The following is a 21,778-nucleotide window of genomic DNA, read 5'->3' on the forward strand; positions in this document are numbered from 1 at the left end:
GTCTGACAGCCCGGGCCGCACCTGACACACTGGGTCCATGACAACACCCCAGTGGATTGCGCTAGCCCTCGTCGTCCTCGCGCTGCTGCTGCTGATCCTGTTCCTCGTGGGACGGGCCCGCCGCCGCGCGAACACCATCTCGTTGACGAAGCGGGAGGAGGCCAGGGAGCTCACCCGGGAGCAGAAGTCGGGCAACTACCAGGCCCAGAGCGGGTTCAGCTTCTCCGCCGGCCCGGCCGCGGGCGCCGCGAAATCCCCGGAGGTGCTGCCCGGCCAGGAGCTCGGCGGCTCCGCCCCGGTCGGCGGGGCCCCGGCGGCGAAGCCCGTCCCGCCGACCCCGCCGCCGGCCGCCCCCGCGGAGCCGGTGCCGGCCGAACCGGATGAGCCGGCCACGCCGCCGGCGCCACCCACGCCCCCGGCGCCGGACCCGGCCGCCGAGCCCGAGCCGGTTGCCGAGCCCACGCCGGAGCCCGAGCCGGTTGCCGAGCCCACGCCGGAGCCCGAGCCGGTTGCCGAGCCCACGCCGGAACCGCCCGCCGAACCCGAGCCGGCGGCCGAGCCGGAGGTTGCCCCGGCGCCCGCGCCGGAGCCCGAGCCGGCGCCCGAACCCGAGCCGGAGCAGCGGCTCGACGAGATCGCGCCCGCCGAGGGCCGGCTCGGCCGGCTCAAGGGCCGGCTCTCCCGCTCCCAGTCCGCCATCGGCGACTCCGTGCTCGGCATCCTCGGCGCCGGGGACCTCGACGAGGACTCCTGGGAGGAGATCGAGGACACCCTGCTGATGGCCGATCTCGGCTCGGCGACCACGATGAGCGTGGTGGACAAGCTGCGCGAGCGGATCGCCACCCGCAGGATCTCCACCGAGGCCGAGGTGCGCGCCCTGCTGCGCGAGGTGCTCATCGAGGAGTGCGGCCCGGACATGGACCGCTCCATCCGCGCGCTGCCCCATGCGGGCAAGCCCGCGGTGATCCTGGTCGTCGGGGTCAACGGCACCGGCAAGACCACCACCGCCGGCAAACTCGCCCGGGTGCTCGTCGCCCAGGGGCACAGCGTGCTGCTCGGCGCGGCGGACACCTTCCGCGCCGCCGCCGTGGACCAGCTGGCCACCTGGGGCCGGCGGGTCGGGGCGGACACCATCCGCGGCGCCGAGGGCGCCGACCCGGCCTCGGTGGCCTTCGACGCGGTGGCCGCCGGGGTGGACCGCGGCGCCGACGTGGTGCTCATCGACACCGCCGGCCGGCTGCACACCGCCACCGGGCTGATGGACCAGCTCGGCAAGGTCAAGCGGGTGGTGGAGAAGAAGGCCGCCGTGGACGAGGTGCTGCTGGTGCTCGACGCCACCGTGGGCCAGAACGGGCTGATGCAGGCGCGCACCTTCCGGGACGTGGTGGACATCACCGGGGTGGCGCTGACCAAGCTGGACGGCACCGCCAAGGGCGGCATCGTCTTCCAGGTGCAGCATGAGCTGGGCGTGCCGGTGAAGCTGGTCGGCCTCGGCGAGGGCGCCGACCACCTGGCCCCCTTCGAACCGGAGAGCTTCGTCGACGCGCTGCTCGGCGAGTAGCCGCACCGCGCACCGCACCGCGCCCCGCCGGGAGCCCCCGGCGGGGCGCGGCGGCGTCGGCGGGGCGAAACCTGCCGGATACGGCGGCGGAGTGGTGTTTACCCGCCGGTTACCGCCGCCGCGGGCGGGCGGAAACACCGGGCCGGAAAGGTCATCGGGGCACCCACCCGATCCCCAGAGGAGAACCGATGACCGCAGAACACACCGCGGCGATGAGCGGCGACGCCGCCTGGATGCTCATCTCCGCCGCCCTGGTCCTGCTGATGACCCCCGCCCTGGCCTGCTTCTACGGGGGCATGGCCGGCCGCCGGGCGGTGCTCAACATGATGATGATGTCCTTCGGCTCCCTCGGCGTGGTCAGCGTCGTCTACGTGCTCTGGGGCTGGTCGATGTCCTACGGCGGCGGCTCCGTCGCCGGCGTCTTCGCCAACCCCTTCACCCAGTTCGGCCTCTCCGGGGCCATCGTCGACGGGGCCGGGGACTACGTCGCCGGGGCCGCGGGCTACGCCAACGTCATCGACGTCTGCTTCCAGCTCACCTTCGCGGTGATCGCCGCCGCGCTGATCACCGGCGCGATCGCCAACCGGGCCCGCTTCGCCACCTGGCTGGTCTTCGCCGCCGCCTGGGTGACCTTCGCCTACTTCCCGATGGCGCACATGGTCTGGGGCGGCGGGCTGCTCTCCGACGGCGCCGGCGGGATCCCCGCCGCCCTGTTCGGCACCGTCGCCGAGGGCGGCGAGCGGGTCGCGCGGATCGCGCCCATCGACTTCGCCGGCGGCACCGTGGTGCACATCAACGCCGGCATGGCCGCCCTGGTGCTGGCCATCATCGTCGGGCCCTCGGTGGGCTTCCTGCGCACCGCGCACCGCCCGCACAACCTGCCCCTGGTCATGCTGGGCGCGGCCCTGCTGTGGTTCGGCTGGTTCGGCTTCAACGCCGGCTCCGCCTTCGCCGCCGACGGGGTCGCCGGCCTGGCCTGGCTGAACACCACCGTGGCCACCGGCGCGGCGATGCTGGGCTGGCTGGGCTGCGAGCGGATCCGCGACGGCAAGGCCACCTCCCTCGGCGCCGCCTCCGGGGTGGTCGCCGGCCTGGTCGCGGTGACCCCCGCCTGCGGGGACCTCACCCCGGCCGGGGCGATCGCGCTCGGCGCGGTCGGCGGGGTGCTGGCCTGCCTGGGCGTGGGCCTGAAGTACCGCCTCAGGTTCGACGACAGCCTCGACGTGGTCGGCGTGCACCTGGTCGCCGGGCTGTGGGGCACCGTCGGCGTGGGCCTGCTCGCCGACGGCCGGGGGCTGCTCACCGGCGGCGGCGCCGACGGCGCCCGGCTGCTGGTGGTGCAGATCCTGATCGCCGCGGTCGCCATGGTCTTCTCCGGGGCGGTCACCGCCGCACTGGGCCTGGGCCTGCGCGCCACCATGGGCTGGCGGGTCGCCGATGCCGCGGAGCGCTCCGGCATCGACGGCGCCGAGCACGGCGAAACCGCCTACGACACCACCACCGCCATCCCCTCCCCGCGCCCCTAGCCGGACCCCGTCACGACCGAAGAGGAACACCATGAAGCTCATCACCGCAGTCGTCAAGCCCTTCACCGTGCCGGAGGTCAAGGAGGCGCTGCAGCGCATCGGCGTGCACGGCATGACCGTCAGCGAGGTCCGCGGCTACGGCCAGCAGAAGGGCCATACCGAGGTCTACCGCGGCGCCGAGTACAGCGTCGACTTCGTCGACAAGCTCAAAATCGAGGTCGTCGTCGGCGACGGCTCCGCCGCCGACGCGGTCGAGGCGATCGTCGGCGCGGCCCGCACCGGGTCCATCGGCGACGGCAAGGTGTGGGTCACCGACGTCTCCCACGTGGTGCGGGTACGCACCGGCGACGTCGGCGACGCCGCCGTCTAGGCCGGCGCCGATGGCCGCCGCACCCGGCGCCGACCCGCCGCGGCCGGACCCGGCGGCGCTGCTCGCCGCAATCGACCCGCCGGCCGGGTTCGCCCTGGCCGCCACCGGCTCCTACGCCCGCGGGGAGGCCACCGCGCACTCGGACCTGGACCTCACCCTGATCGTGGACCCGGCGGTGCCGGAGGCCGAGGTCGCCCGGGTCGCCGAGTCGATCTGGTACCCGCTGTGGGACCACCCGATCCCGGTGGACCATTCGGTGCGCACCCCGGCGGCGGCGCTGGCCGCCGCCGAGGCCGACCCGGCGGTGTTCCTGGCCCTGCTGGATCTGGCGCATCTGCGCGGCGCCGAGGAGCTCACCGAGGAGCTGCGGGAGCGCCTGCGCACCGCCTGGCGGCGCGGCATGCCCGGCCGCTTCGACGCGCTCATCGGCACCGCCGCCGCCCGGTGGCGCCGCTGCGGTGCGGTGACCGCGATGACCCGGCCGGATCTCAAGCACGGCCGCGGCGGGCTGCGCGACCATGATCTGCTGCGCGCCCTGGCCCTGGCCCAGATCGCCGACACCGGGGGCACCGAGGCCGCCCGGGGGGTGCTGCTGGACATCCGGGCCCGGCTGCACCTCGTCGCCCGGCGGGCCCATGACGTGCTCGACCCCGAGTTCGCGGAGCTCATCCACGCCGACCTGGGCTACCCCGACGGCCGCGCCCTGCAGCGCGGCCTGGCCGACGCCGCCGCGGAGATCGACGCCGCCCTGACCCGGGCCACCGGCACCGCTCGGGCGGCGCTGCCCCGGCGCACCGCGCTGCGCTGGCCGGTGCGGCGCAGCCTGGACGAGGGGGTCGTCGACCACGGCGGGCAGGTGGCGCTGGCCCGCGGCGCCGATCTCGGGGATCCGGGGCTGCCGCTGCGCGCGGCCGCCTCGATGGCGCGCACCGGGATGGCCGCCGGGGAGGCCACCTGGCGGCGGCTGGCCGACTGCCCCGCCCCGCCGCGGCCCTGGCCGGCGGCGGTGCTCGCCGATCTGCTCGCCGTGCTCGCCGCGGATCCGGGGGTGCTCCGCGATCTCGACGCGCACGGGCTGCTGGAGCCGCTGCTGCCGGACTGGCCGGCGATCCGGGGCCTGGTGCCCCGGGAGCGCAGCCACATCCGCACCGTCGACGAGCACACCATCGCCGTGGTCGCCGGGGCCGCGGCCCGGCGCACCCGGGTGGCCCGGCCGGATCTGCTGCTGCTCGCCGCGCTGCTGCACGATCTCGGCAAGGGCCGGGATCGGCCCCATGCGGAGGTCGGCGCGAGCATCGCCGCCGGCTTCGCCGCCGCCGCGGGGCTGCCCGCGGCCGATGCGGCGACCCTGGAGGTGCTGGTGCGCGAGCACCAGCGGCTCGCCGAGCTGGCCACCCGCGCCGACCCGGCGGCCCCGGCGACGGCCGCGGCGCTGGTGGGGCGGCTCGCCGACGCCGGGGACCCGGCCCTGGCCCTGGACGTGCTGGAGGTGCTCACCGAGGCCGATTCGCTGGGCACCGGGCCCGGGGTGTGGACGCCCTCCCGGGCGGCGGGGGTGCGCCGGCTCGCCGCCGGGGCCCGGGAGCGCCTGGCCGGGGCGGTGCCGGGGCCCCCGGAGCCGCCGCCGGCGCCGGAGCCGGGTCCGGTGGCGGTGGCCGGGTGGACGGTGCGGCTGGCCGACCCGGCCGGTGCGGCGGCGCTGGCCGGGCTGCTGCGGGCGCTCGCCGCCGCCGGCTGCGCGGTCGCCGCGGCCACCGCGGTGTTCGACGAGGCCGGGGTGCGCGCCGAGGTGGTGCTGCGGCCCCGCCACGGCGGGCCGCCGCGGCCGGAGGCGCTGCGCGCCCGGTACCGCGCCGCCGGCCGCCCCGGGCCGGCGGCGGCGGCGATCCCGGGCCCGGCCCCCGCGGCGCCGGCGGATGCCCGGCTGCTGCGCCGCGGCCCCGGCGGCGGGATCGTGGAACTGCGCGCCCCGGACCGGCCGGGGCTGCTCGCCGAGGTGGTCGCCGCGGCCGGGGCGGAGCTGGCCTGGGTGCGCGCCGGCACCGTCGCGGGCACCGCGGTGGACCTGCTCGGGGCCCGCCCGGGGCGGGCCGCGGCGGCGGAAACCGGGGTGCTCGGCGTTCTCGGCGCCGGGTATGGTGAGGGGGTTAGCGCTCGATAGTCGAATCAATCAGGGAGTACCAGGCACGTGTTCGAATCACTGTCCGAACGGCTGACCGGGGCACTGAAGGACCTGCGCGGCAAGGGCCGGCTCAGCGAGGCCGACATCAACGCCACCGCGCGGGAGATCCGCCTGGCCCTGCTCGAGGCCGATGTCGCGCTGCCGGTGGTGCGGGCCTTCATCAAGAGGATCAAGACCCGGGCGGCCTCCGCGGAGGTCTCCCAGGCGCTCAACCCCGCCCAGCAGGTCATCAAGATCGTCGACGAGGAGCTGCGCGCGATCCTCGGCGGGGAGACCCGCCGGCTCAACCTGGCGAAGAACCCGCCGACCATCATCATGCTCGCCGGCCTGCAGGGCGCCGGCAAGACCACCCTGGCCGGCAAACTCGCCAAGCACCTCGCCGGGCAGGGCCACACCCCGGTGCTGGTGGCCTGCGACCTGCAGCGCCCCGGGGCGGTGCAGCAGCTGCAGATCGTCGCCGAGCGCGCCGGGGTGGCCTGCTTCGCCCCGGACCCGGGCACCGCCGAGGGCTCCCACGACCATGAGATGGGCACCAGCCACGGGGACCCGGTGGAGGTCGCCCGCCGCGGCATCGCCTTCGCCCGGGGCGCGCACCATGACGTGGTGATCGTGGACACCGCCGGCCGGCTGGGCATCGACGAGGTGCTCATGGGCCAGGCCCGGGACATCCGCGACGCGATCGACCCGCACGAGGTGCTCTTCGTCATCGACGCGATGATCGGCCAGGACGCGGTGACCACCGCGGAGGCCTTCCGCGACGGGGTGGGCTTCACCGGGGTGGTGCTCACCAAGCTCGACGGCGACGCCCGCGGCGGTGCGGCGCTGTCCATCCGGGAGGTCACCGGCAAGCCGATCCTCTTCGCCTCGACGGGGGAGAAGCTGGAGGACTTCGACGTCTTCCACCCGGAGCGGATGGCCGGCCGGATCCTCGGCATGGGCGACATGCTCTCCCTCATCGAGCAGGCCGAGCAGGTCTTCGACGCGAAGGAGGCGGAGAAGACCGCCCGCAAGATGGGCTCCGGGGAGCTGACCCTGGAGGACTTCCTCGAGCAGATGCTCATGATCCGGCGGATGGGCCCCATCGGCAACATCCTGAAGATGCTGCCCGGCGGCTCCCAGATGTCGGAGATGGCGGACATGGTCGACGAGCGCCAGCTCGACCGGATCCAGGCCATCATCCGCGGCATGACGCCGGCGGAGCGGGAGAACCCGAAGATCCTCAACGCCTCCCGGCGCAAGCGCATCGCCCGCGGTTCCGGGGTGACCGTCACCGAGGTCAACCAGCTGGTGGACCGGTTCTTCGAGGCCCGGAAGATGATGAACCAGATGGCCGGCCAGTTCGGGATGCCCGGCGGCAGCCGCAGCGCGACGAAGAAGCGCAAGAAGGGCCGCAAGGGCAAGAAGGGCCGCGGCCGGGGGCCGACCCCGCCGAAGGCCGCCCGGCAGGGCATGCCCGGGATGCCCGGGATGCCCGGCATGCCGGGGATGCCCGGCGCCGGCGGCGGGATGCCGGACCTGGCGGAGCTGCAGAAGCAGATGGGCGATCAGCTGCCCCCGGGCATGGAGGGCATCGATCTCTCCGCCCTGGACTTCGGCGAGGGCAAGCCCGGCCGGCGCTAGCCCCGGCCCCCGCGCACCCCGGGGCGGGCGCCCGCGCGCCCGGTCAGCCGGCGGCCTCGATCCCCTCCAGGATCGGGGTCAGCTCCCGGTCCAGCCGCGCGGCCATGGTGCGGGCCAGCTCATCGGTGATGTGGTTGTCGTCCCGGTAGGCGTAGATGTTGCCGATCACCGGCGGGCAGAACCGCGGCCCGCAGAGCAGGTCGGTCAGATCCAGGGAATGCGCCCCGGCGATCCCGGCGAGCACCGCATCGGCCGGGTTGGCCTCGTCGAGCACTCGGGACCGGGCGATCCCGCAGGAGGCGGCGTCGCCGCCGGCGAGCAGGCATTCGGTGGGGGAGTAGCGCTCCCCCCGGTCGTCGGTGAACCACGGGGTGTCGCGCAGCGCGGCGAAGGGCACCCCGAGCCGCTCCAACTCCCGCCAGAAGTTCACGTAGGGGCCCGGCACGAAGTCCCCGTCGCCGGCCCGGTCCGGCCGGGTGGAGGTCACCACCACCAGATCCGGGGGATTGTCCGCGATATGCGCCATCGCCAGCCGGGTCCACTCCGGGCAGGCCCCGCCGACCTCGTCGATGTCGCCCAGCACCGGCGGGCAGCCCTGCCGCAGCAGCGGGCGCAGCCGCCAGCCGTGCCGGGCGGCGACGATGTCCAGGGGGCTGAACCACTGCTCGGAATGGGAGCCGCCAAGCAGCAGGATCTCCCGCTCCCCGGCCGGGTCGCCCCACAGGCAGGGCCGGCCGTCCTCCCGCTCCAGGGCCAGGGTCTCCGGGCCCTCGCCGCTCAGCGTGATGCAGCCGCGCTTCGCCGGCTCGGGGAACAGGGAGCGGATGATCTCCGGGTTCGGCTCCGGGCGCACCCCGGCCGGCACCGGCCGGCCCTGGTCCATCGCCAGCGCCCCCGGGTACAGCGCCGGGTCCAGCTCCCCGCCGGCGGCCGCCGCGATCCGGTGCTGCTGCACCGGGGTGAGCGCCACCAGGCCGGCCAGCACCACGGCGAGCGCCGCCCCGGCGGCGGCCCGGGCCCGCGGGGCGCCGCCGGCGGCGAGCCCCGCCCACGCCGCCCGCACCCGGGCCTCGCCCACCCGGGGCCGGGCCGCATGCTGCATCAGCGGCCGCTCCAGCAGCCGGTGGGTGAGGTGGGCCAGCACCAGGGACACCGCGATCACCGCGGTGCCCGCCGCCGCCGAGGGCTCCTCGGCCCCGGTGGCGCGCAGCAGCAGGATGAGCAGCGGCCAATGCCACAGGTACAGGGCGTAGGCGATGTCGCCGAGCCAGGTCATCGGCGCCGAGGCGAGCAGCCGGGTGGTCGCCCCCGGCGCGCCCCCGGCGGCGATCACCAGCGCCGCGCCGCCCAGCGGCCACAGCGCCGCGGGACCGGGGAACACCGCCGCACCGTCGAAGAGCGCCGCGGTGGACACCACCATGGCCAGCCCCGCCGGGGCGGCGAGGCGGGCCACCCGCGCCGGCAGCAGGATCCGGGCGCCGGCGATGGCGAGCAGCCCGCCGGCGGTGAGCTCCCAGGCGCGGCTGGCGGTGGAGTAGTAGTTCAGCGCCTGGTCCGACCCGTGCAGCCGGACGGCGTGGGCGAAGGAGGCCAGGGTCACCGCGGCCAGCGGCGCGGCGAGCAGCGCCGAGGGCCGGCCCGGGGCGTGCGTGGCGCGCAGGGTGGCCGCGAGCAGGCAGGTGGCGAGGATCACCGCCAGGTAGAACTGGCCCTGCACGGACATCGACCACAGGTGCTGCAGCGGGCTCACCGAGGCCCCGGCGGCGGCGTAGTCCGCGGCCTGCCGGGCCAGCTCCACGTTCTGGAAGTACAGGGCCGAGGCGCCCACCTGCCGGGCCAGGGCGAGGGTGCGCAGCTGCGGCAGCGCCGCGAGCGCGGCGAGGGTCACCGCGGCGAGCACCGTGAGCAGCGCCGGCAGCAGCCGCCGGGCGGTGCGCCACAGCGGCCACCAGGGGTTGACGCTGCGGGTCGGGTCATCGGCGGCGCGCAGCTGGGAGCCGAGGAAGAAGTAGCCGGAGAGCAGCAGGAACACGTCCACGCCGCCGGAGACCCGGCCCACGTAGACGTGGCAGGCCACCACCAGCGCGATGGCGATGCCGCGCAGCCCGTCGAGATCCCTGCGGTAGCCCATCGGCCTCAGCGCCCCCCGTCCGCGATGGCCCGCAGCACCGGGGCGACCCGGCGGCGGAACTCGGGGGTGAGGGAGGCGGCGATGTCGTCGGTGAGGTGGTTGTCGTCGCGGTAGACGAAGATGTTGCCGAGCACCGCCGGGCACCAGCCGTCCGGGCAGAGCACGTCGGTGAAGTCCACGGTGGTCGAGCCCGGGTAGGCGCCGATGAACTCCTCGGCCGGGTTGAAGGGGGTGAGCAGCCAGTCCGCGGCGGCGCCGCAGGCGTCCGGGTCCCCGCCGTCGGCGACGCATTCGGTGGGCCGCAGCTTCTCCCCGCGGGCGTCGACGAACCAGGGGGTGTCCCGGATGGCCAGGAAGGGCACCCCGATGGCCCGCAGCGCATCCCAGAAGCGCAGGTAGCCCTCCGGGGTGAAATCGTGCCGCGCGGAACCGGGCCGGGAGGCGGTGGTGACCACCAGATCCGGGGTGGTCTCCGCGATGTAGTCCACCACCGCCTGCGACCAGCGGTCGCACACCTCGCCCGAGCCGGGCTGCAGGCTCACCGGGCAGCCCGGGCGCAGCACCGGGATGAGCCGGAAACCCTCCTCCCGGGCGATCGCGTGCAGCGGCGGGAACCACTGCTCGGAATGGGAGGCGCCGACCAGCAGCATGGTGCGCGCACCCGCGGGGTCGCCGTAGACGCAGGGCTCGGTGCCGTCGCCGATGTCGCGCTTCACGGTGTAGATCGCCTCGGGGTCGTCGGCGCGCCGGGTCAGGCAGCCCTCCCAGGCCGGCTGCGGCCACATCGAGTCCGCGAGATCCGGGGCGGGCCGGTAGGGCACCCCGGCCGGGGCGGCCGCGCCCTCGGTGACCACCCGGGCCCCGGGGTAGGCCGTCGGGTCGAGCACCGCCACCCGGGCCGCCCGGATCCGGTGCCGCTGCACCTCCTCCGCGGACACCAGGGACCCGGCGATGAGCAGCAGCGCCACCGCGGCCACGGCGCGCAGCCGGGAGCCGCGGCGGGCGCGCAGCCCCGCCCAGGCGGCGGCGAGGACCCGGTCCCCGCGGTCCGGGCGGGTGCCGCGCTGCATCAGGGGGCGCTCGATGAACCGGTGGGTGGCCCAGGCCAGGGCCACCGACACCGCCACCACGGCGGTGCCCAGCGCCGCGGTGGGCGCCTCCCGGCCGGATTCGCGCACCGCGATGATGAGCAGCGGCCAGTGCCACAGGTACAGCGCGTAGGCGATGTCGCCGAACCAGGTGGCCACCCGGGAGCCCAGGGCGGCGGAGACCATCCCGCCGCGGCCCCGCGAGGCCACCACCAGGGCGGCCCCGGTGAGCGGGAACAGGGTCAGCGGGCCGGGGAAGTGGTAGGCGCCGTCGGCGAGGAGGCCGGTGACCGCGATCATGGTCACCCCGAGGGCGGCGGCCGCGGCGGCGAGCCGGCGCGGCGGGCGCACCCGGGCGATCACCAGGCCGAGCAGGGCGCCCAAGCCCAGCTCCCAGAGCCGGGACCAGGTGGAGTAGTAGTTCAGCGGCTGGTCCACCCCGTGCAGCCACCAGGCGTAGCCGAAGGAGGCGATGGTCACCGCCGCCAGAATCGGGGTCATCGCCGCCGCGGTGGTCCACGGCCGGGCCCCGGCCCGGCGCCGGTTGCGTCCCCGCACGATCCAGCCGACCAGGCTGACCAGCAGGATCGCGCCCAGGTAGAACTGGCCCTGCACGGACATCGACCACAGGTGCTGCAGGGGGGAGGAGTCCGCGCCGGCGGCCCGGTAGTCGCGGGCCTGGGCGGCGAGCTCCCAGTTCTGGAAGTACAGCACGCTGGCCGCCAGCTGCCGGGCGTTGTCGATGGTGCGCATCGACGGTACCCGCCAGAGCACCAGGGCGGCGGTGGCGGCGAGCACGGTGAGCAGGCCGGGCAGCAGCCGCCGGGCGGTGCGCCAGATCGACCACCAGGGGTTGATCGAGCGATGCGGGCGGTCCGCGTTGCGGATCTGGGAGCCGAGGAAGAACAGCCCGGACAGCAGCAGGAACACGTCCACGCCGCCGGAGACCCGGCCCACGTAGACGTGGAAGAGCACCACCAGCGCGATCGCGATACCGCGCAGACCGTCGAGATCGCGACGGTAGGGGCTGGGCGGGGGCGCGGCGCGGCCGGCGGGGGTCGGGGGCACGGCCCCGAACCTAGCACCGGCCGGCGGCGGCCCGGCGTTCAGGGCGGCCCCCGCCGCACCGGCCGGCGGCCGGTACCCGATCCGGGCCCGGACCGGGGGCGGAACCGGGTGGTTCAGCCGGTGGCGAGGCCGTCCAGGAAGGGCCCGATCCGCCGGTCCAGCTCCGGGGCGAGGGTGCGCACGAAGGTCGGGCTGAGATGATCGTCGTCCCGGTACACCCAGACGTTGCCGATCACCGCCGGGCAGGTCCCGTCGGGGCAGAGGATGTCGCTGAAGTCCAGGGCGAGGGTGCCCGGGTACCGGGACAGCGCCCGCGCCCCGGAATCCGCGTCGGACAGGGTCAGCGCCCGCTCCGGTCCGCAGCTGCGGGGGTCCCCGCCGGCGACCACGCACCGGGAGGATTCGAAGTTCCGGAATTCGGCGTCGCGGGACCAGGGGTTGTCCCGGAAGCCGAGGAAGGGGATGCCCAGCTCGGCGAGCTCCTCGAAGAACCCGATATAGGCGCGGGGCGTGTAGTCGCCGACGGCATCCGGGCGGGGCCTGGTGGTGGTGCCCACCACGAGATCGGGTCGGGTGTCCCGGATGTGCCGGAGCAGCCGGGCGTTCCACGTCCGGCACTTGTGCCGCCGGCCGGGGACCTCGCCGACCGCGGCGGGGCAGCCGTGCCGGATGCGCACGGTGATCCGCCACCCGTGCCGTTTGGCGACCGCGTCCAGGGCATCGAACCACTGCTGGGTGTGGGAGCCGCCGACGAGCAGCATCGTCCGATCGCCCGCCGGGTCGCCGAATACGCAGGGGTCGCCGGAGCGGGTGCTGGTGGGGATGAAGTCCTCGGGGTATTCCGCGCCGGCGATGCAGCCGGCCCGGCCGACCCGATCCGAATCCTCGGCGAGGATCAGGTACGGGGGGAAGGGCGCCACCCCCGCCGGTGCGGCCCCGACGATGGCCCGCGCCCCCGGGTGCGTCGCCGGATCCGGGGTGACGCCGGCGTAGCGGGCCGTCTCGGCGCGGGAGTAGGGCAGGGCGGCCAGGCAGATCCCGGCCACGGCGAGGACGCCCACCCCGGCCAGGGCGCGCAGCTGGGCGGGCCGGTGCCCGCGCAGCCCGGCCAGCGCCTGCGCTACGACCGGTTCCCCGACGGCGGGCCGGCCCCGGCGCTGCAGCAGCGGGGTCTCCACGAACCGGTGCGTGGCCCAGGCCAGGACCAGCGACCCGGTGATGATGGCGGTGCCGAGCACGGCGCCGGGCCGCCGGCTGTCGACCATGTTGGTGGTGATGATGAGCAGCGGCCAGTGCCAGAGGTAGAGGGGGTAGGCGACCCGGCCCAGGAACAGCACCGGGCGGCTCTCCAGGAAGGACGTCGCCGCTCCGGGCCGGCCCCCGGCGATGATCACCAGGGCGGCCCCGCCGACGGGGGCCAGGGTCCAGGGGCCGGGGAATTCCGCGGCGCCGTCGAACACCAGGCCCGTGGCGGCGACCAGGAGCAGCCCGGCCGCGGCCAGAGCCCCGGCGGCGCGGTCGGGCAGGGCCCGGATCCGCGTCCCATGGCGGGCCAGGACCAGGGTGAGCACCCCGCCGAGCCCGATCTCCCAGAACCGGGAGACGGTGGAGTAGTAGTTGGCGACCTGGTCCCGGTCGTGCAGCCAGCAGGCGTAGCCGAAGGACACCGCCACCCCCAGGGTGAGCAGCGGCAGCGCCGCCCGGGCGACCGCGCCGGCGGCGGCGCCCGCCCGCCGGGTCACCCAGCCGAGGGCGGCGACCACGAGGATCGCCAGCAGGTAGGCGTGGAACTGCACCGACATCGACCACAGGTGCTGTAGCGGGGAGATGTCATCGGCGGCGGCGCCGTACTCGGCGGCCTTGCGGGTGAGCTTGAGGTTCTCCAGGTAGAGCAGGGAGGCGAGGAGCTGCTCGGCCATCTCCACGGTGCGCAGCTGGGGGGCGGCGAGGAGCGCCAGCGCCGCGCAGGAGGCGGTGACGGTGACCAGGGTGGGGTAGAGCCGGCGCAGGGTGCGCCACAGCGGCCACCAGGGGTTGAGGGAGGCCGCCGGGCGATCCGCGTTGCGGATCAGCACCCCGATGAAGAAGAACCCGGAGAGCAGCAGGAACACGTCCACGCCGCCGGAGACCCGGCCGACGTAGACGTGGAAGACCACCACCAGGGCGATGGCGAAACCGCGTAACCCGTCCAGATCCAGCCGGCGCAGGGCGGCGGCGGGCGCGCCGGCGGGGATGCGATCGGTGTCGCGTGTGCTCGGCATGGTTGAGAATCTAATCGGCACCGGGCCGGTGCACGCCGTTTCACCAGGGATTTCCCGGGGCATGCGATAGGGACGGGGGTGAACGGCGACGCTCCGCCGCGGTTGCCCGGGCCGGCGCCGCCCCGGGTGGGGGCGGGGCGCGGCTTGGGGGCCGCCCCGGCGGCTGGTAGAGTGCCACCGGTCGCCCACCGGCGTCCCGATCCCGCATGCGCGGGGGCGGGGGCGCCCCGGGCGGCGACTGCAGACACCGTCCCCGACCACGGTCGGCCGGTGGTCACCTGCAGACCAAATCCAAGGGCAAAACCGGCCCGCGCCCGATGCGCGGGTGACATCAGAATTGCCCCGTGACCGACAATGGAAGTGAGCCCCACCATGGCCGTCAAGATCAAGCTGCAGCGCCTCGGCAAGGTGCGCAACCCGCACTACCGGATCATCGTCGCCGACGCGCGCACCCGCCGCGACGGGCGGGTCATCGAGAACATCGGCATCTACGAGCCGAAGTCCGAGCCCTCCGTCATCAAGATCGACTCCGAGCGCGCCCAGTACTGGCTCGGCGTCGGCGCCCAGCCCACCGAGCCCGTGCTCGCCCTGCTGAAGATCACCGGCGACTGGCAGAAGCACAAGGGCCTGCCCGGCGCCGAGGGCACCCTCAAGGTCGCCGAGGAGAAGCCCTCCAAGCTGGACCTGTTCAACAAGGCCCTCGCCGAGGCCAACGAGTCCGCCTCCGCGGAGACCGTCGCCGCCAAGCGCCGCGAGGCCAAGGAGGCCAAGAAGCCGAAGGCCGAGGAGGCCCCCGCCGAGGACGCCGAGTAGCACCCGGCCCCGCAGGACCGCACCCGCGACGCCGCCGCCCGCACCGGGCGGCGGCGTCGTCGCATGCCGGGGCCCGGATCGGCGCGGCCCGCGGGGCCGGCCCGGGTGCCGGACCGGCCCCGGGGGGCGATAGTCTGGGCGGGTGAGCGAGAACAGAAGGGCCGAGGACGCCGAGCTGGTGCAGATCGGCCGGGTCACCAAACCGCATGGGGTGCGCGGGGAGGTCTCCGTCGACCCCAGCACCGATGACCCGGCGGGGCGCTTCGCCCCGGGCACGGTGCTGCGCGGGGTGCAGGCCGGCCGGGAGCGCGAGCTCACCGTCGCCGGCGCCCGGCCGCACCAGGGCCGGCTGCTGGTGCGCTTCGAGGAGGTGCCCGACCGCACCGCCGCGGAATCGCTGCGCGGGATGCGCTTCCTCGCCGAGGCGGTGCCCGACGCCGCCGGGGAGGCCCACTACGACCATGAGCTGGTGGGGCTGCGGGTGCTCGACTGCGGCGACGTCGACGCCGCGGAGGCCGAGGCCCGCGCCTACGACGGGGCGCAGCCGGAGCCGGTCGACGTCGGCGAGGTCGCCGGGGTGGTCCGCAACCCGGCGCAGCGGCTGCTGCGGGTGGCCCTCGACGACGGTGGCGAGGCGCTGGTGCCCTACGTGCGCGCCATCGTGCCGATCGTGGACGTCGAACAGGGCGCGATCGTGATCACCCCGCCGGCGGGGCTGCTGGAGCTGTGAGCATGCGCCTGGACGTGCTGACCATCTTCCCCGGCTACCTGGAGCCGCTGCGCCAGGCGCTGGTCGGCAAGGCCATCGAGCAGGGCCGGCTGGCGGTGCACGTGCACGATCTGCGCGCCTGGGCCCCCGGGGTGCACCAGAGCGTGGACGGCCCGCCCTGCGGCGGCGGGCCCGGGATGGTGATGAAGCCGGAGGTGTGGGGACCGGCCCTGGACGACGTGCTCGCCGGCGCGGGCCCGGCCGCGGCGAGCGCCCCGCTGACCTCGGCGGCCCCGCATGCCGGGCAGCTGCGGCGGGACGAGAAGGCCGGGGCGCCGCCGGAGTCCTCCTACGCGGGCGCCGCCGGGGCGGCGGGCGATGACCGGCCGCTGCTGGTGGTGCCCACCCCCGCCGGCCGGCCCTTCACCCAGGAGCTGGCCCGGCGCTGGTCGCTGGAGGAGCGGATCTGCTTCGCCTGCGGCCGCTACGAGGGCATCGACCAGCGGGTGCTCGACGATGCCGCGGCGCGGTGGCGGGTCGAGGAGGTCTCCATCGGCGATTACGTGCTGATCGGCGGGGAGGTGGCGGTGCTGGTGATCGCCGAGGCGGTGACCCGGCTGGTGCCGGGGGTGCTGGGCAACCGGCTCAGCCATGAGCAGGACAGCTTCTCCGAGGGGCTGCTGGAGGGCCCCTGCTACACCCGGCCGCGCACCTGGCGGGGCCGGGAGGCCCCGGCGGTGCTGTTCAGCGGGGATCACGCCCGGGTGGATCGGTGGCGCCGGGACCAGGCGCTGCTGCGCACCGCGGCCCGGCGGCCGGAGCTGCTCGCCGGACTCGACCTCGACGCCCGGGATCGGGCGGTGCTGGAGCAGGGGGAGAGCCCCGAGGGCTAGGCCCGGTGCGGGGCCGAATGCCGGAAACCGGCCTCGTCGCCGGTGTGCAGGGTGAGCAGCATCACCGCCGGCTGCTCGGCGCGCACCGAATGCGGCACCCCGGCGCGGACGTAGACCAGCCGGCCCGGCTCCAGCAGGCCGGACTCGTCGCCGACCCGGAAGCCGATGGCCCCGTCGAGGGCCTGCACCGTGATCGCGTGCGGGGCCCGGTGGGTGTCCAGGCGCTGGCCGGCGGCGAAGCGCATCACCACCACCGCGGCGCCGTCGAAGGTGCCCAGCCGCAGTGCGGCGGGGTGGTCCCCGGCACGCGCCGGCGGCGCCGCGGCGAGGGGGTCGAGGAATGCGTGGTCGACGGGGTCGTGGCCCATGGTCGCCTCCGGGGCTGGTCGGGTGCGGGGATGCGGCGGGGCGGGCGGCCCCGGGTCGCCGGCGGCGTCCGGGTCCATGCTATCAACGCCCCATGACCACCATGCCCCCGTTCGCCGTCAGCCCGCCAGTCCCGCCGGCCCCCGCCGCCGGCCGCGCCCCGCGGGGGGTGCGCCGATGATGGCCGGGCCGACCCGGGTGCGCCATCTGCTCGGCTGGACGGCGGTGCTGGCCGCCCTGGCCTGGTGGTCCACCACGGACGCCGGCCGGCGGCTGGACGGCGCGGTCGCCGCCGACATCGCCCGGCTGCGCGGCGCCGGGCCGGTGGCGGACTGGGCGACACTGGCGGATGCGGCGCTGCGGCCGCTGGCGCTCGCCCCGGCGACGGTGGTGCTCGCCCTGGTCCTGTGGTGGCGCTTCCGCCGTTTCGCGCTGCTCGTGCCCGCCTCCTTCGCCACCTCCATCGCGGTGACCTACCTGATCAAATGGGCCCTGGGCCGGCCCCGCCCGGCGGGCTGGCTCTCCGCGGTGGACCTCGGCGACGCCGCCTTCCCCTCCGCGCACGTCGCCGGGGCCTCGGCGACGGTGATCGCGGTGCTGCAGCTGCTGCGCCGGGTGGCCGGCCGGCTGCTCACCCGGCTGCTGCAGGCCGGGGCGCTGGCCCTGGTCGCCGCGGTCGCCGCGGCCCGGGTGTGGGTCGGCGCGCACTGGCTGGGCGATGTGGTCGCCGGGCTGGTGGTCGGGGTGATCGGGGTCTCCGCGGCGCTGCTGGTGCTGCGCGCGCTGCCCGCGCCGCGCGGGGCGGGGCCGCGGCTCTAGCCGGCGGCCGGCCCCGGCGGGGCCAGCCCCGCCGGGGTGACCCGCATCCCGGCGGCGACCAGGGCGTCCCGGGCGGCCGCGGCGAGGGCCGGCTCCCCGTTGACCCGGCGCACCGCCGGGGCCGCGGGCAGCCCGGCCAGGGCCGCCACCGCCGCCTCCTCCGCCCCGGGCATGACCAGGAGGTTCGCCCCGCCGGAGGAGGCCCAGCCGGCGAGCCGGCCATCGGCGGCGAGGAGGGCCAGCGCCCCCGCCGCCCGGGTGGCCCGGCCGGGCAGGCCCGCCGGCCAGGGCGCCACCGCGCCATAGGGGTTGGCCGGGGCCCGGGCCGGCACCGCCCGGGCCCGCGGCGCCGCCCCGGCGGCGCGCAGCCGGTCCACCGTCGCCCGCTCGGCGAACTGGGCGGGCCCGGCCCCGGCGAGGAAGCCGCCGCGCAGCACCCGGCCGGCGTCCTCCATCGCGCGCAGCACCGGGTAGAGCCGGGCCCAGGACAGCCCATCGGCCTCCGCCGCGCCGCGGCAGGCCACGCCCCAGCGGGCGAGCAGGCCCTCGGCGTCGAGCACCGGGTCGGCGGCGGGGTCCGGCACGGCCCGCCACCGGCCGGCGACATCCGGCGGCTGCGGGATCCGGCGCACCCGGGCCCGGGAGGGCCGGGCCCGGCGCACCGGCCGGGCCGGGCGGGCGGGCCCGCCCGCGGGGCCGCCGCCGGCCAGGGCCCGGGCGGCGGCCATCGACTCCGGGGCGGCCAGGCCCGCCGCGGCGAGGGCGCGCAGGCCCGCCGCGGTCGCCCCGGCGGCTGCGCCGGCCGCCCCGGCCAGGTCCGCCGCGGTCCAGGACCCGCCCCGGCGCAGCACCGCGAGCAGCCCCGCGGCGTCCTCGTCGAGGTCCCCGGCGGCCCCCGGATCTGGGGCGGGCCAGGCGTCGACCAGCTCCGGCGGGGCGAGCAGCAGGTCCCGGCCGCGCAACCGGATCGCGAGCTCCCCGGAGCCGGCGAGGGCGTCGAGGTCCCCGGCCCCGGCGAGCAGATCCCATTCCGCGGGGGTCAGGCCGATCCCGGCGAGCCGGTCCACCACCTCGGCGGCGTCGCCGCCGCGGTGGGCCTGCCAGCGGGCCAGCGCCGCCGCGTCCACCGGGGCGAGCTCGGCGAGGGCGCGTCGCCGGGCGGCGCCGCGCAGCCGGTCCAGCACGCCCCGGTCGCAGAACTCCGGTTCGCCCACCCCGGCGCGGAACCGGCCCCGGACCAGCTCCGGGCCGGCCGCGGCGAGCAGCCGGCCCACCTCCGCGGGATCCCGGCCCAGCCCGGCGGCGGCCTCCGCCCGGGTGAAGGGCCCGTGGCCGCGGGCCCAGCGGCGCAGCAGCGGCGCCGGGTCGGCGGTGGCGAAGCCGGCGTCCACGGGATGCGCCAGATGGGGTACGCCCCCGATGTCCAGGGCCACCGCGGTCCCCGGCGGCGCCGCGCCGTCGGCGAGCAGCCCGGGCAGCTCCGCCCGGGGCACCGGGCCGAGGGCGCGCAGCGCGTCGAGGACGTCCCCGGCGTCGCGGGGCCGGGTGCCGGGGGCGCGCCGGCGTAGCCGGGCGACCGTCTCGTCGATGATCCCCGGGGTCAGGGCGGTGCGCAGGTCCACGCCGCCGACCAGGGCGGCGAGCAGCGCCGGGTCCAGGCGCAGGGTCGCCGCCCGGGCCTCCGCGGCGGGCACGTCGCCCTCGTAGAGGAACTCCCCGGTGTAGCGGAACAGCTGGGCGGCGGCGAAGGGGGAGGGGGCGGTGGTCTCCACCTCGTGCAGCCGGGCGCCGGCGAGGACCTCCCGCAGCGCGGGCAGGTCGTAGACGTCGACCAGGCATTCCCGGGCGGCCTCCAGCAGCACCGGCAGATCGGCGAGGTCGCGCACCGCGGAGAGCAGCTGCTCGGCGCGCAGCCGCTGCCGCCACAGCGGCTGCCGGCGGCCGGGCCGGCCCGGCCGCATCAGCAGGCTGCGCGCGGCGCATTCCCGGAACCGGGCGGCGTAGAGCGCGGTGCCGGAGACCAGCCCGGGCAGGTCCCCGGGGTCGATGTCGAACAGGTCGGCGCCGGGCACGACGTCCATGGCGGGCAACCGCAGCAGCACCGCGTCATCGGTGGCCATCGGCCGGGCGTCCACGCCCCAGCGGGCCCGCACCCGGTCCCCGGCGGCCAGCGCCCAGGGCAGGGTGACCCCGCGGCCGTACGGGCAGTGCAGCACCACCTGCCAGTCGCCGGTCTCGTCCCGGAAGGACTCCACCAGCAGGTCCCGGTCATCGGGCACCATGCCGGTGGCGGCGCGCTGCCGCCCCACCCAGTCCACCAGGGTGGCCGCGCCCCCGGCGCCGGCGACGTCGGCGATGCCCGCCGGATCGCGCAGCGCCGCCCCGATCGCCGGGGCCAGGGCGGCCGGCCGGGGCGGGGCGTCGCCGTTCCAGAAGGGCAGCCGGCCGGTGAGCCCGGGGGCGGGGGCGACCAGCACCCGGTCCCGGGTGATCCCGGTGACCCGCCAGCTGCTCGCGCCGAGGGTGAGCACATCGCCCACCCGGGTCTCGTAGACCAGCTCCTCGTCGAGTTCGCCGACCCGGCGGGGCTGCCGGGGCCCGCCGGCGTCGCCGCCGGCGGAGGCGAGGTAGACCCCGAAATAGCCGCGGTCGGCGATGGTGCCGGGGGCGGAGACCACCGCCTGCTGCGCCCCGCGGCGGGGCCGCAGCAGACGGGGCCGGGCCGGGTCGCGCTCCACCAGGGGCCGCAGGTCCGCCAGGTCCGGGGCGGCGAACTCCCCGGTGACCTGGCGCACCACCGCGTCGAAGAGGCCCCGGTCCAGGGTGCGGAAGCACCAGGCCCGGCGCACCGTGGCGTACCAGCGGTCCAGGTCCAGGCCGGGGGCGCGCTCCCGGGCCGGGGCGGCGCCGTCGGGGTCGGCGGGGTCGGGGCCCACCGGGGCGGCCGTGGCGGCGATGGTGTGCTGGGCGAGCACGTCGAGGGGGTTGGCGGGCACCGCGAGATCCTCGATCCGGCCGGCCAGGGCGCGGCGCACGGTGACCGCGGACAGCAGCAGATCCCCGGGGTGCATCGGGTGCACCACCCCGCGGGACACCCCGCCGACCCGGTGCCCGGCCCGGCCCACCCGCTGCACCGTCGCCGCCGCCGAGGGCGGGGCGCCGACCTGCACCACCAGGTCCACCTCGCCCATGTCCACGCCCAGCTCCAGGGTGGCGGTGGCCACCACGCAGCGCAGCCGGCCGGATTTCAGGCCCTCCTCGATGTCCTCCCGCTCCGCCCGGGAGACGCTGCCGTGGTGCGCCCGGGCGAACACCGGGGCGGCCTGCCCGGCGACGTCGTCGACCAGGCCCAGCTGGGCGGGGGTGCGCCGGGCCGGGGCGGACAGCGCCTCCGGGTCGTGCTCGGCGGCCCACAGCTCGTTGAGCCGGCCGGTGAGCTTCTCCGCGGCGCGGCGGGAGTTGACGAAGACGAGGGTGGCCCGGGCCGCGGCGGCCTCCCGGTACACCATCTCCGCCAGATGCGGCCAGACGCTGCCGGGCCGGTCGCCCTCCTCCGGGGGGTGCGCCAGATCGGGCACCGGCGGGCGCACGGTGATCTCCCGGCGCTTCGCCGCCGGCGGGGCGACCACGGCGCAGCCGCGGCCCCCGGTGAGCAGGTTCGCCACCTCCGCGACGGGGGAGACCGTGGCGGAGAGCCCCACCCGGCGGGCGGGCCGGCCGGCCAGGGCGTCCAGGCGCTCCAGGCTCAGCGCCAGGTGCGCGCCGCGCTTGTCCCCGGCCAGGGCGTGGATCTCGTCGACGATGACGGTGCCCACCCCGGCGAGGGTGGCCGCCGCCTTCGAGGTGAGCATGAGGTGCAGCGACTCGGGGGTGGTGATCAGGAACTCCGGGGGCCGGCGCACCAGCCGGGCGCGTTCGGCCGGCTCGGTGTCGCCGTCGCGCACCCCGACGGTGATGTCGCGCACCGGCGCCCCGGCGGCGCGGGCGGCGGCGGCGATCCCGGCCAGCGGCTCGCGCAGGTTGCGGCCCACGTCGGCGCCGAGGGCCTTCAGCGGGGAGACGTAGAGCACCCGCACCCCCGGGGCGGGCGGGGCCTGGTCGAGGAGCAGCTCGCCGATGGCCCAGAGGAAGGCGGCGAGGGTCTTCCCGGAGCCGGTGGGGGCGACCACCAGGGTGTCCCGGCCGGCGGCGATCTCCGCCCAGGCCCCGGCCTGGGCGGCGGTGGGGGCGCCCACGGCGGCGCGGAACCAGTCCGCGACCGGGGCGGGGAACCGATCCAGGGCGGCCGCCGGGTCCGCGGCGGCGGACCCGGCGGCCGGCGCCGGGGCGTGGTCATCGGTCACGGCGCCGAGGATACCGGTGCCGGGGCGG

General features: G+C 77.0%; 14 protein-coding genes. 9 read left to right on the forward strand and 5 right to left on the reverse strand.

The annotated features are described in order from the left end of the window. The first annotated feature begins 37 nt into the window (after window positions 1-37). The 5 genes from ftsY (at window position 38) to ffh (ending at window position 7,259) form a co-directional block, all read left to right on the forward strand. The gene (gene ftsY, locus CSPHI_RS05040; protein WP_075691786.1) at window positions 38-1,561 is read left to right on the forward strand and encodes a signal recognition particle-docking protein FtsY; all 1,524 of its coding nucleotides are present in this window, start codon (window positions 38-40) and stop codon (window positions 1,559-1,561) included. 188 nt (window positions 1,562-1,749) lie between these two features. Further along, window positions 1,750-3,087, forward strand: a complete 1,338-nt coding sequence (locus tag CSPHI_RS05045) for an ammonium transporter (RefSeq protein ID WP_075691787.1) — start codon at window positions 1,750-1,752, stop codon at window positions 3,085-3,087. A gap of 31 nt (window positions 3,088-3,118) precedes the next feature. After that, window positions 3,119-3,457 carry a P-II family nitrogen regulator gene (locus tag CSPHI_RS05050; RefSeq protein WP_075691788.1) on the forward strand — a complete coding sequence of 113 codons (339 nt, stop codon included), beginning with the start codon at window positions 3,119-3,121 and terminating at the stop codon, window positions 3,455-3,457. Window positions 3,458-3,467: 10 nt separating this feature from the next. Then, window positions 3,468-5,618 (forward strand): HD domain-containing protein, encoded by a 2,151-nt coding sequence (locus tag CSPHI_RS05055; protein ID WP_075691789.1) that lies wholly within the window; start codon window positions 3,468-3,470, stop codon window positions 5,616-5,618. 27 nt (window positions 5,619-5,645) lie between these two features. After that, window positions 5,646-7,259 (forward strand): signal recognition particle protein, encoded by a 1,614-nt coding sequence (ffh, locus tag CSPHI_RS05060; RefSeq protein ID WP_075691790.1) that lies wholly within the window; start codon window positions 5,646-5,648, stop codon window positions 7,257-7,259. Between the two features lie 43 nt (window positions 7,260-7,302). Here the strand turns inward: ffh and CSPHI_RS05065 are convergent, their stop codons facing one another. From CSPHI_RS05065 to CSPHI_RS05075, 3 genes are all read right to left on the reverse strand, one after another. Then, complete coding sequence (locus tag CSPHI_RS05065; protein ID WP_075691791.1) at window positions 7,303-9,390, reverse strand: acyltransferase family protein; 2,088 nt, start codon at window positions 9,388-9,390, stop codon at window positions 7,303-7,305. A 5-nt stretch (window positions 9,391-9,395) separates the two neighbouring features. Beyond that, window positions 9,396-11,546 (reverse strand): acyltransferase family protein, encoded by a 2,151-nt coding sequence (locus CSPHI_RS05070; protein WP_075691792.1) that lies wholly within the window; start codon window positions 11,544-11,546, stop codon window positions 9,396-9,398. A gap of 113 nt (window positions 11,547-11,659) precedes the next feature. Next, complete coding sequence (locus CSPHI_RS05075; RefSeq protein WP_075691793.1) at window positions 11,660-13,807, reverse strand: acyltransferase family protein; 2,148 nt, start codon at window positions 13,805-13,807, stop codon at window positions 11,660-11,662. A gap of 372 nt (window positions 13,808-14,179) precedes the next feature. Between CSPHI_RS05075 and rpsP the strand changes: the two genes are divergently transcribed. The 3 genes from rpsP (at window position 14,180) to trmD (ending at window position 16,222) form a co-directional block, all read left to right on the forward strand. After that, window positions 14,180-14,620, forward strand: coding sequence for a 30S ribosomal protein S16 (rpsP, locus tag CSPHI_RS05080; protein WP_075691794.1), 441 nt, complete (start codon window positions 14,180-14,182; stop codon window positions 14,618-14,620). A gap of 142 nt (window positions 14,621-14,762) precedes the next feature. Further along, complete coding sequence (gene rimM, locus CSPHI_RS05085; protein ID WP_075691795.1) at window positions 14,763-15,350, forward strand: ribosome maturation factor RimM; 588 nt, start codon at window positions 14,763-14,765, stop codon at window positions 15,348-15,350. Between the two features lie 2 nt (window positions 15,351-15,352). Next, window positions 15,353-16,222, forward strand: coding sequence for a tRNA (guanosine(37)-N1)-methyltransferase TrmD (gene trmD, locus CSPHI_RS05090; protein WP_075691796.1), 870 nt, complete (start codon window positions 15,353-15,355; stop codon window positions 16,220-16,222). Here the strand turns inward: trmD and CSPHI_RS05095 are convergent. Further along, window positions 16,219-16,668: a cupin domain-containing protein gene (locus tag CSPHI_RS05095; protein WP_084210259.1), complete on the reverse strand. Its 450-nt coding sequence runs from the start codon at window positions 16,666-16,668 to the stop codon at window positions 16,219-16,221. The two genes, trmD and CSPHI_RS05095, sit on opposite strands and share 4 nt — an antisense overlap. A 97-nt stretch (window positions 16,669-16,765) precedes the next feature. On the opposite strand from CSPHI_RS05095, the gene CSPHI_RS05100 reads away from it, so the two are divergent. Then, window positions 16,766-17,407, forward strand: a complete 642-nt coding sequence (locus CSPHI_RS05100; RefSeq protein ID WP_157118488.1) for a phosphatase PAP2 family protein — start codon at window positions 16,766-16,768, stop codon at window positions 17,405-17,407. On the opposite strand, the gene CSPHI_RS12665 is transcribed toward CSPHI_RS05100, so the two are convergent. Next, on the reverse strand, window positions 17,404-21,750 hold the full coding sequence (locus CSPHI_RS12665) for a DEAD/DEAH box helicase (RefSeq protein ID WP_075691797.1): 4,347 nt from the start codon (window positions 21,748-21,750) through the stop codon (window positions 17,404-17,406). The genes CSPHI_RS05100 and CSPHI_RS12665 overlap by 4 nt on opposite strands. Window positions 21,751-21,778 lie beyond the last annotated feature (28 nt).

Source organism: Corynebacterium sphenisci DSM 44792 (genome assembly GCF_001941505.1).
Classification (GTDB): Bacteria; Actinomycetota; Actinomycetes; order Mycobacteriales; family Mycobacteriaceae; genus Corynebacterium; species Corynebacterium sphenisci.

Bases quoted from the DNA above. Each gene is read 5' to 3' on its own strand.
- CSPHI_RS05055 (WP_075691789.1), top strand. From the start codon at position 3,468: ATGGCCGCCGCACCCGGCGCCGACCCGCCGCGGCCGGACCCGGCGGCG.
- rpsP (WP_075691794.1), top strand. From the start codon at position 14,180: ATGGCCGTCAAGATCAAGCTGCAGCGCCTCGGCAAGGTGCGCAACCCG.
- ftsY (WP_075691786.1), top strand. From the start codon at position 38: ATGACAACACCCCAGTGGATTGCGCTAGCCCTCGTCGTCCTCGCGCTG.
- CSPHI_RS05075 (WP_075691793.1), bottom strand. From the start codon at position 13,807: ATGCCGAGCACACGCGACACCGATCGCATCCCCGCCGGCGCGCCCGCC.
- trmD (WP_075691796.1), top strand. From the start codon at position 15,353: ATGCGCCTGGACGTGCTGACCATCTTCCCCGGCTACCTGGAGCCGCTG.
- CSPHI_RS05065 (WP_075691791.1), bottom strand. From the start codon at position 9,390: ATGGGCTACCGCAGGGATCTCGACGGGCTGCGCGGCATCGCCATCGCG.
- CSPHI_RS05045 (WP_075691787.1), top strand. From the start codon at position 1,750: ATGACCGCAGAACACACCGCGGCGATGAGCGGCGACGCCGCCTGGATG.
- CSPHI_RS05050 (WP_075691788.1), top strand. From the start codon at position 3,119: ATGAAGCTCATCACCGCAGTCGTCAAGCCCTTCACCGTGCCGGAGGTC.
- CSPHI_RS05095 (WP_084210259.1), bottom strand. From the start codon at position 16,668: ATGGACCCGGACGCCGCCGGCGACCCGGGGCCGCCCGCCCCGCCGCAT.
- CSPHI_RS05100 (WP_157118488.1), top strand. From the start codon at position 16,766: ATGATGGCCGGGCCGACCCGGGTGCGCCATCTGCTCGGCTGGACGGCG.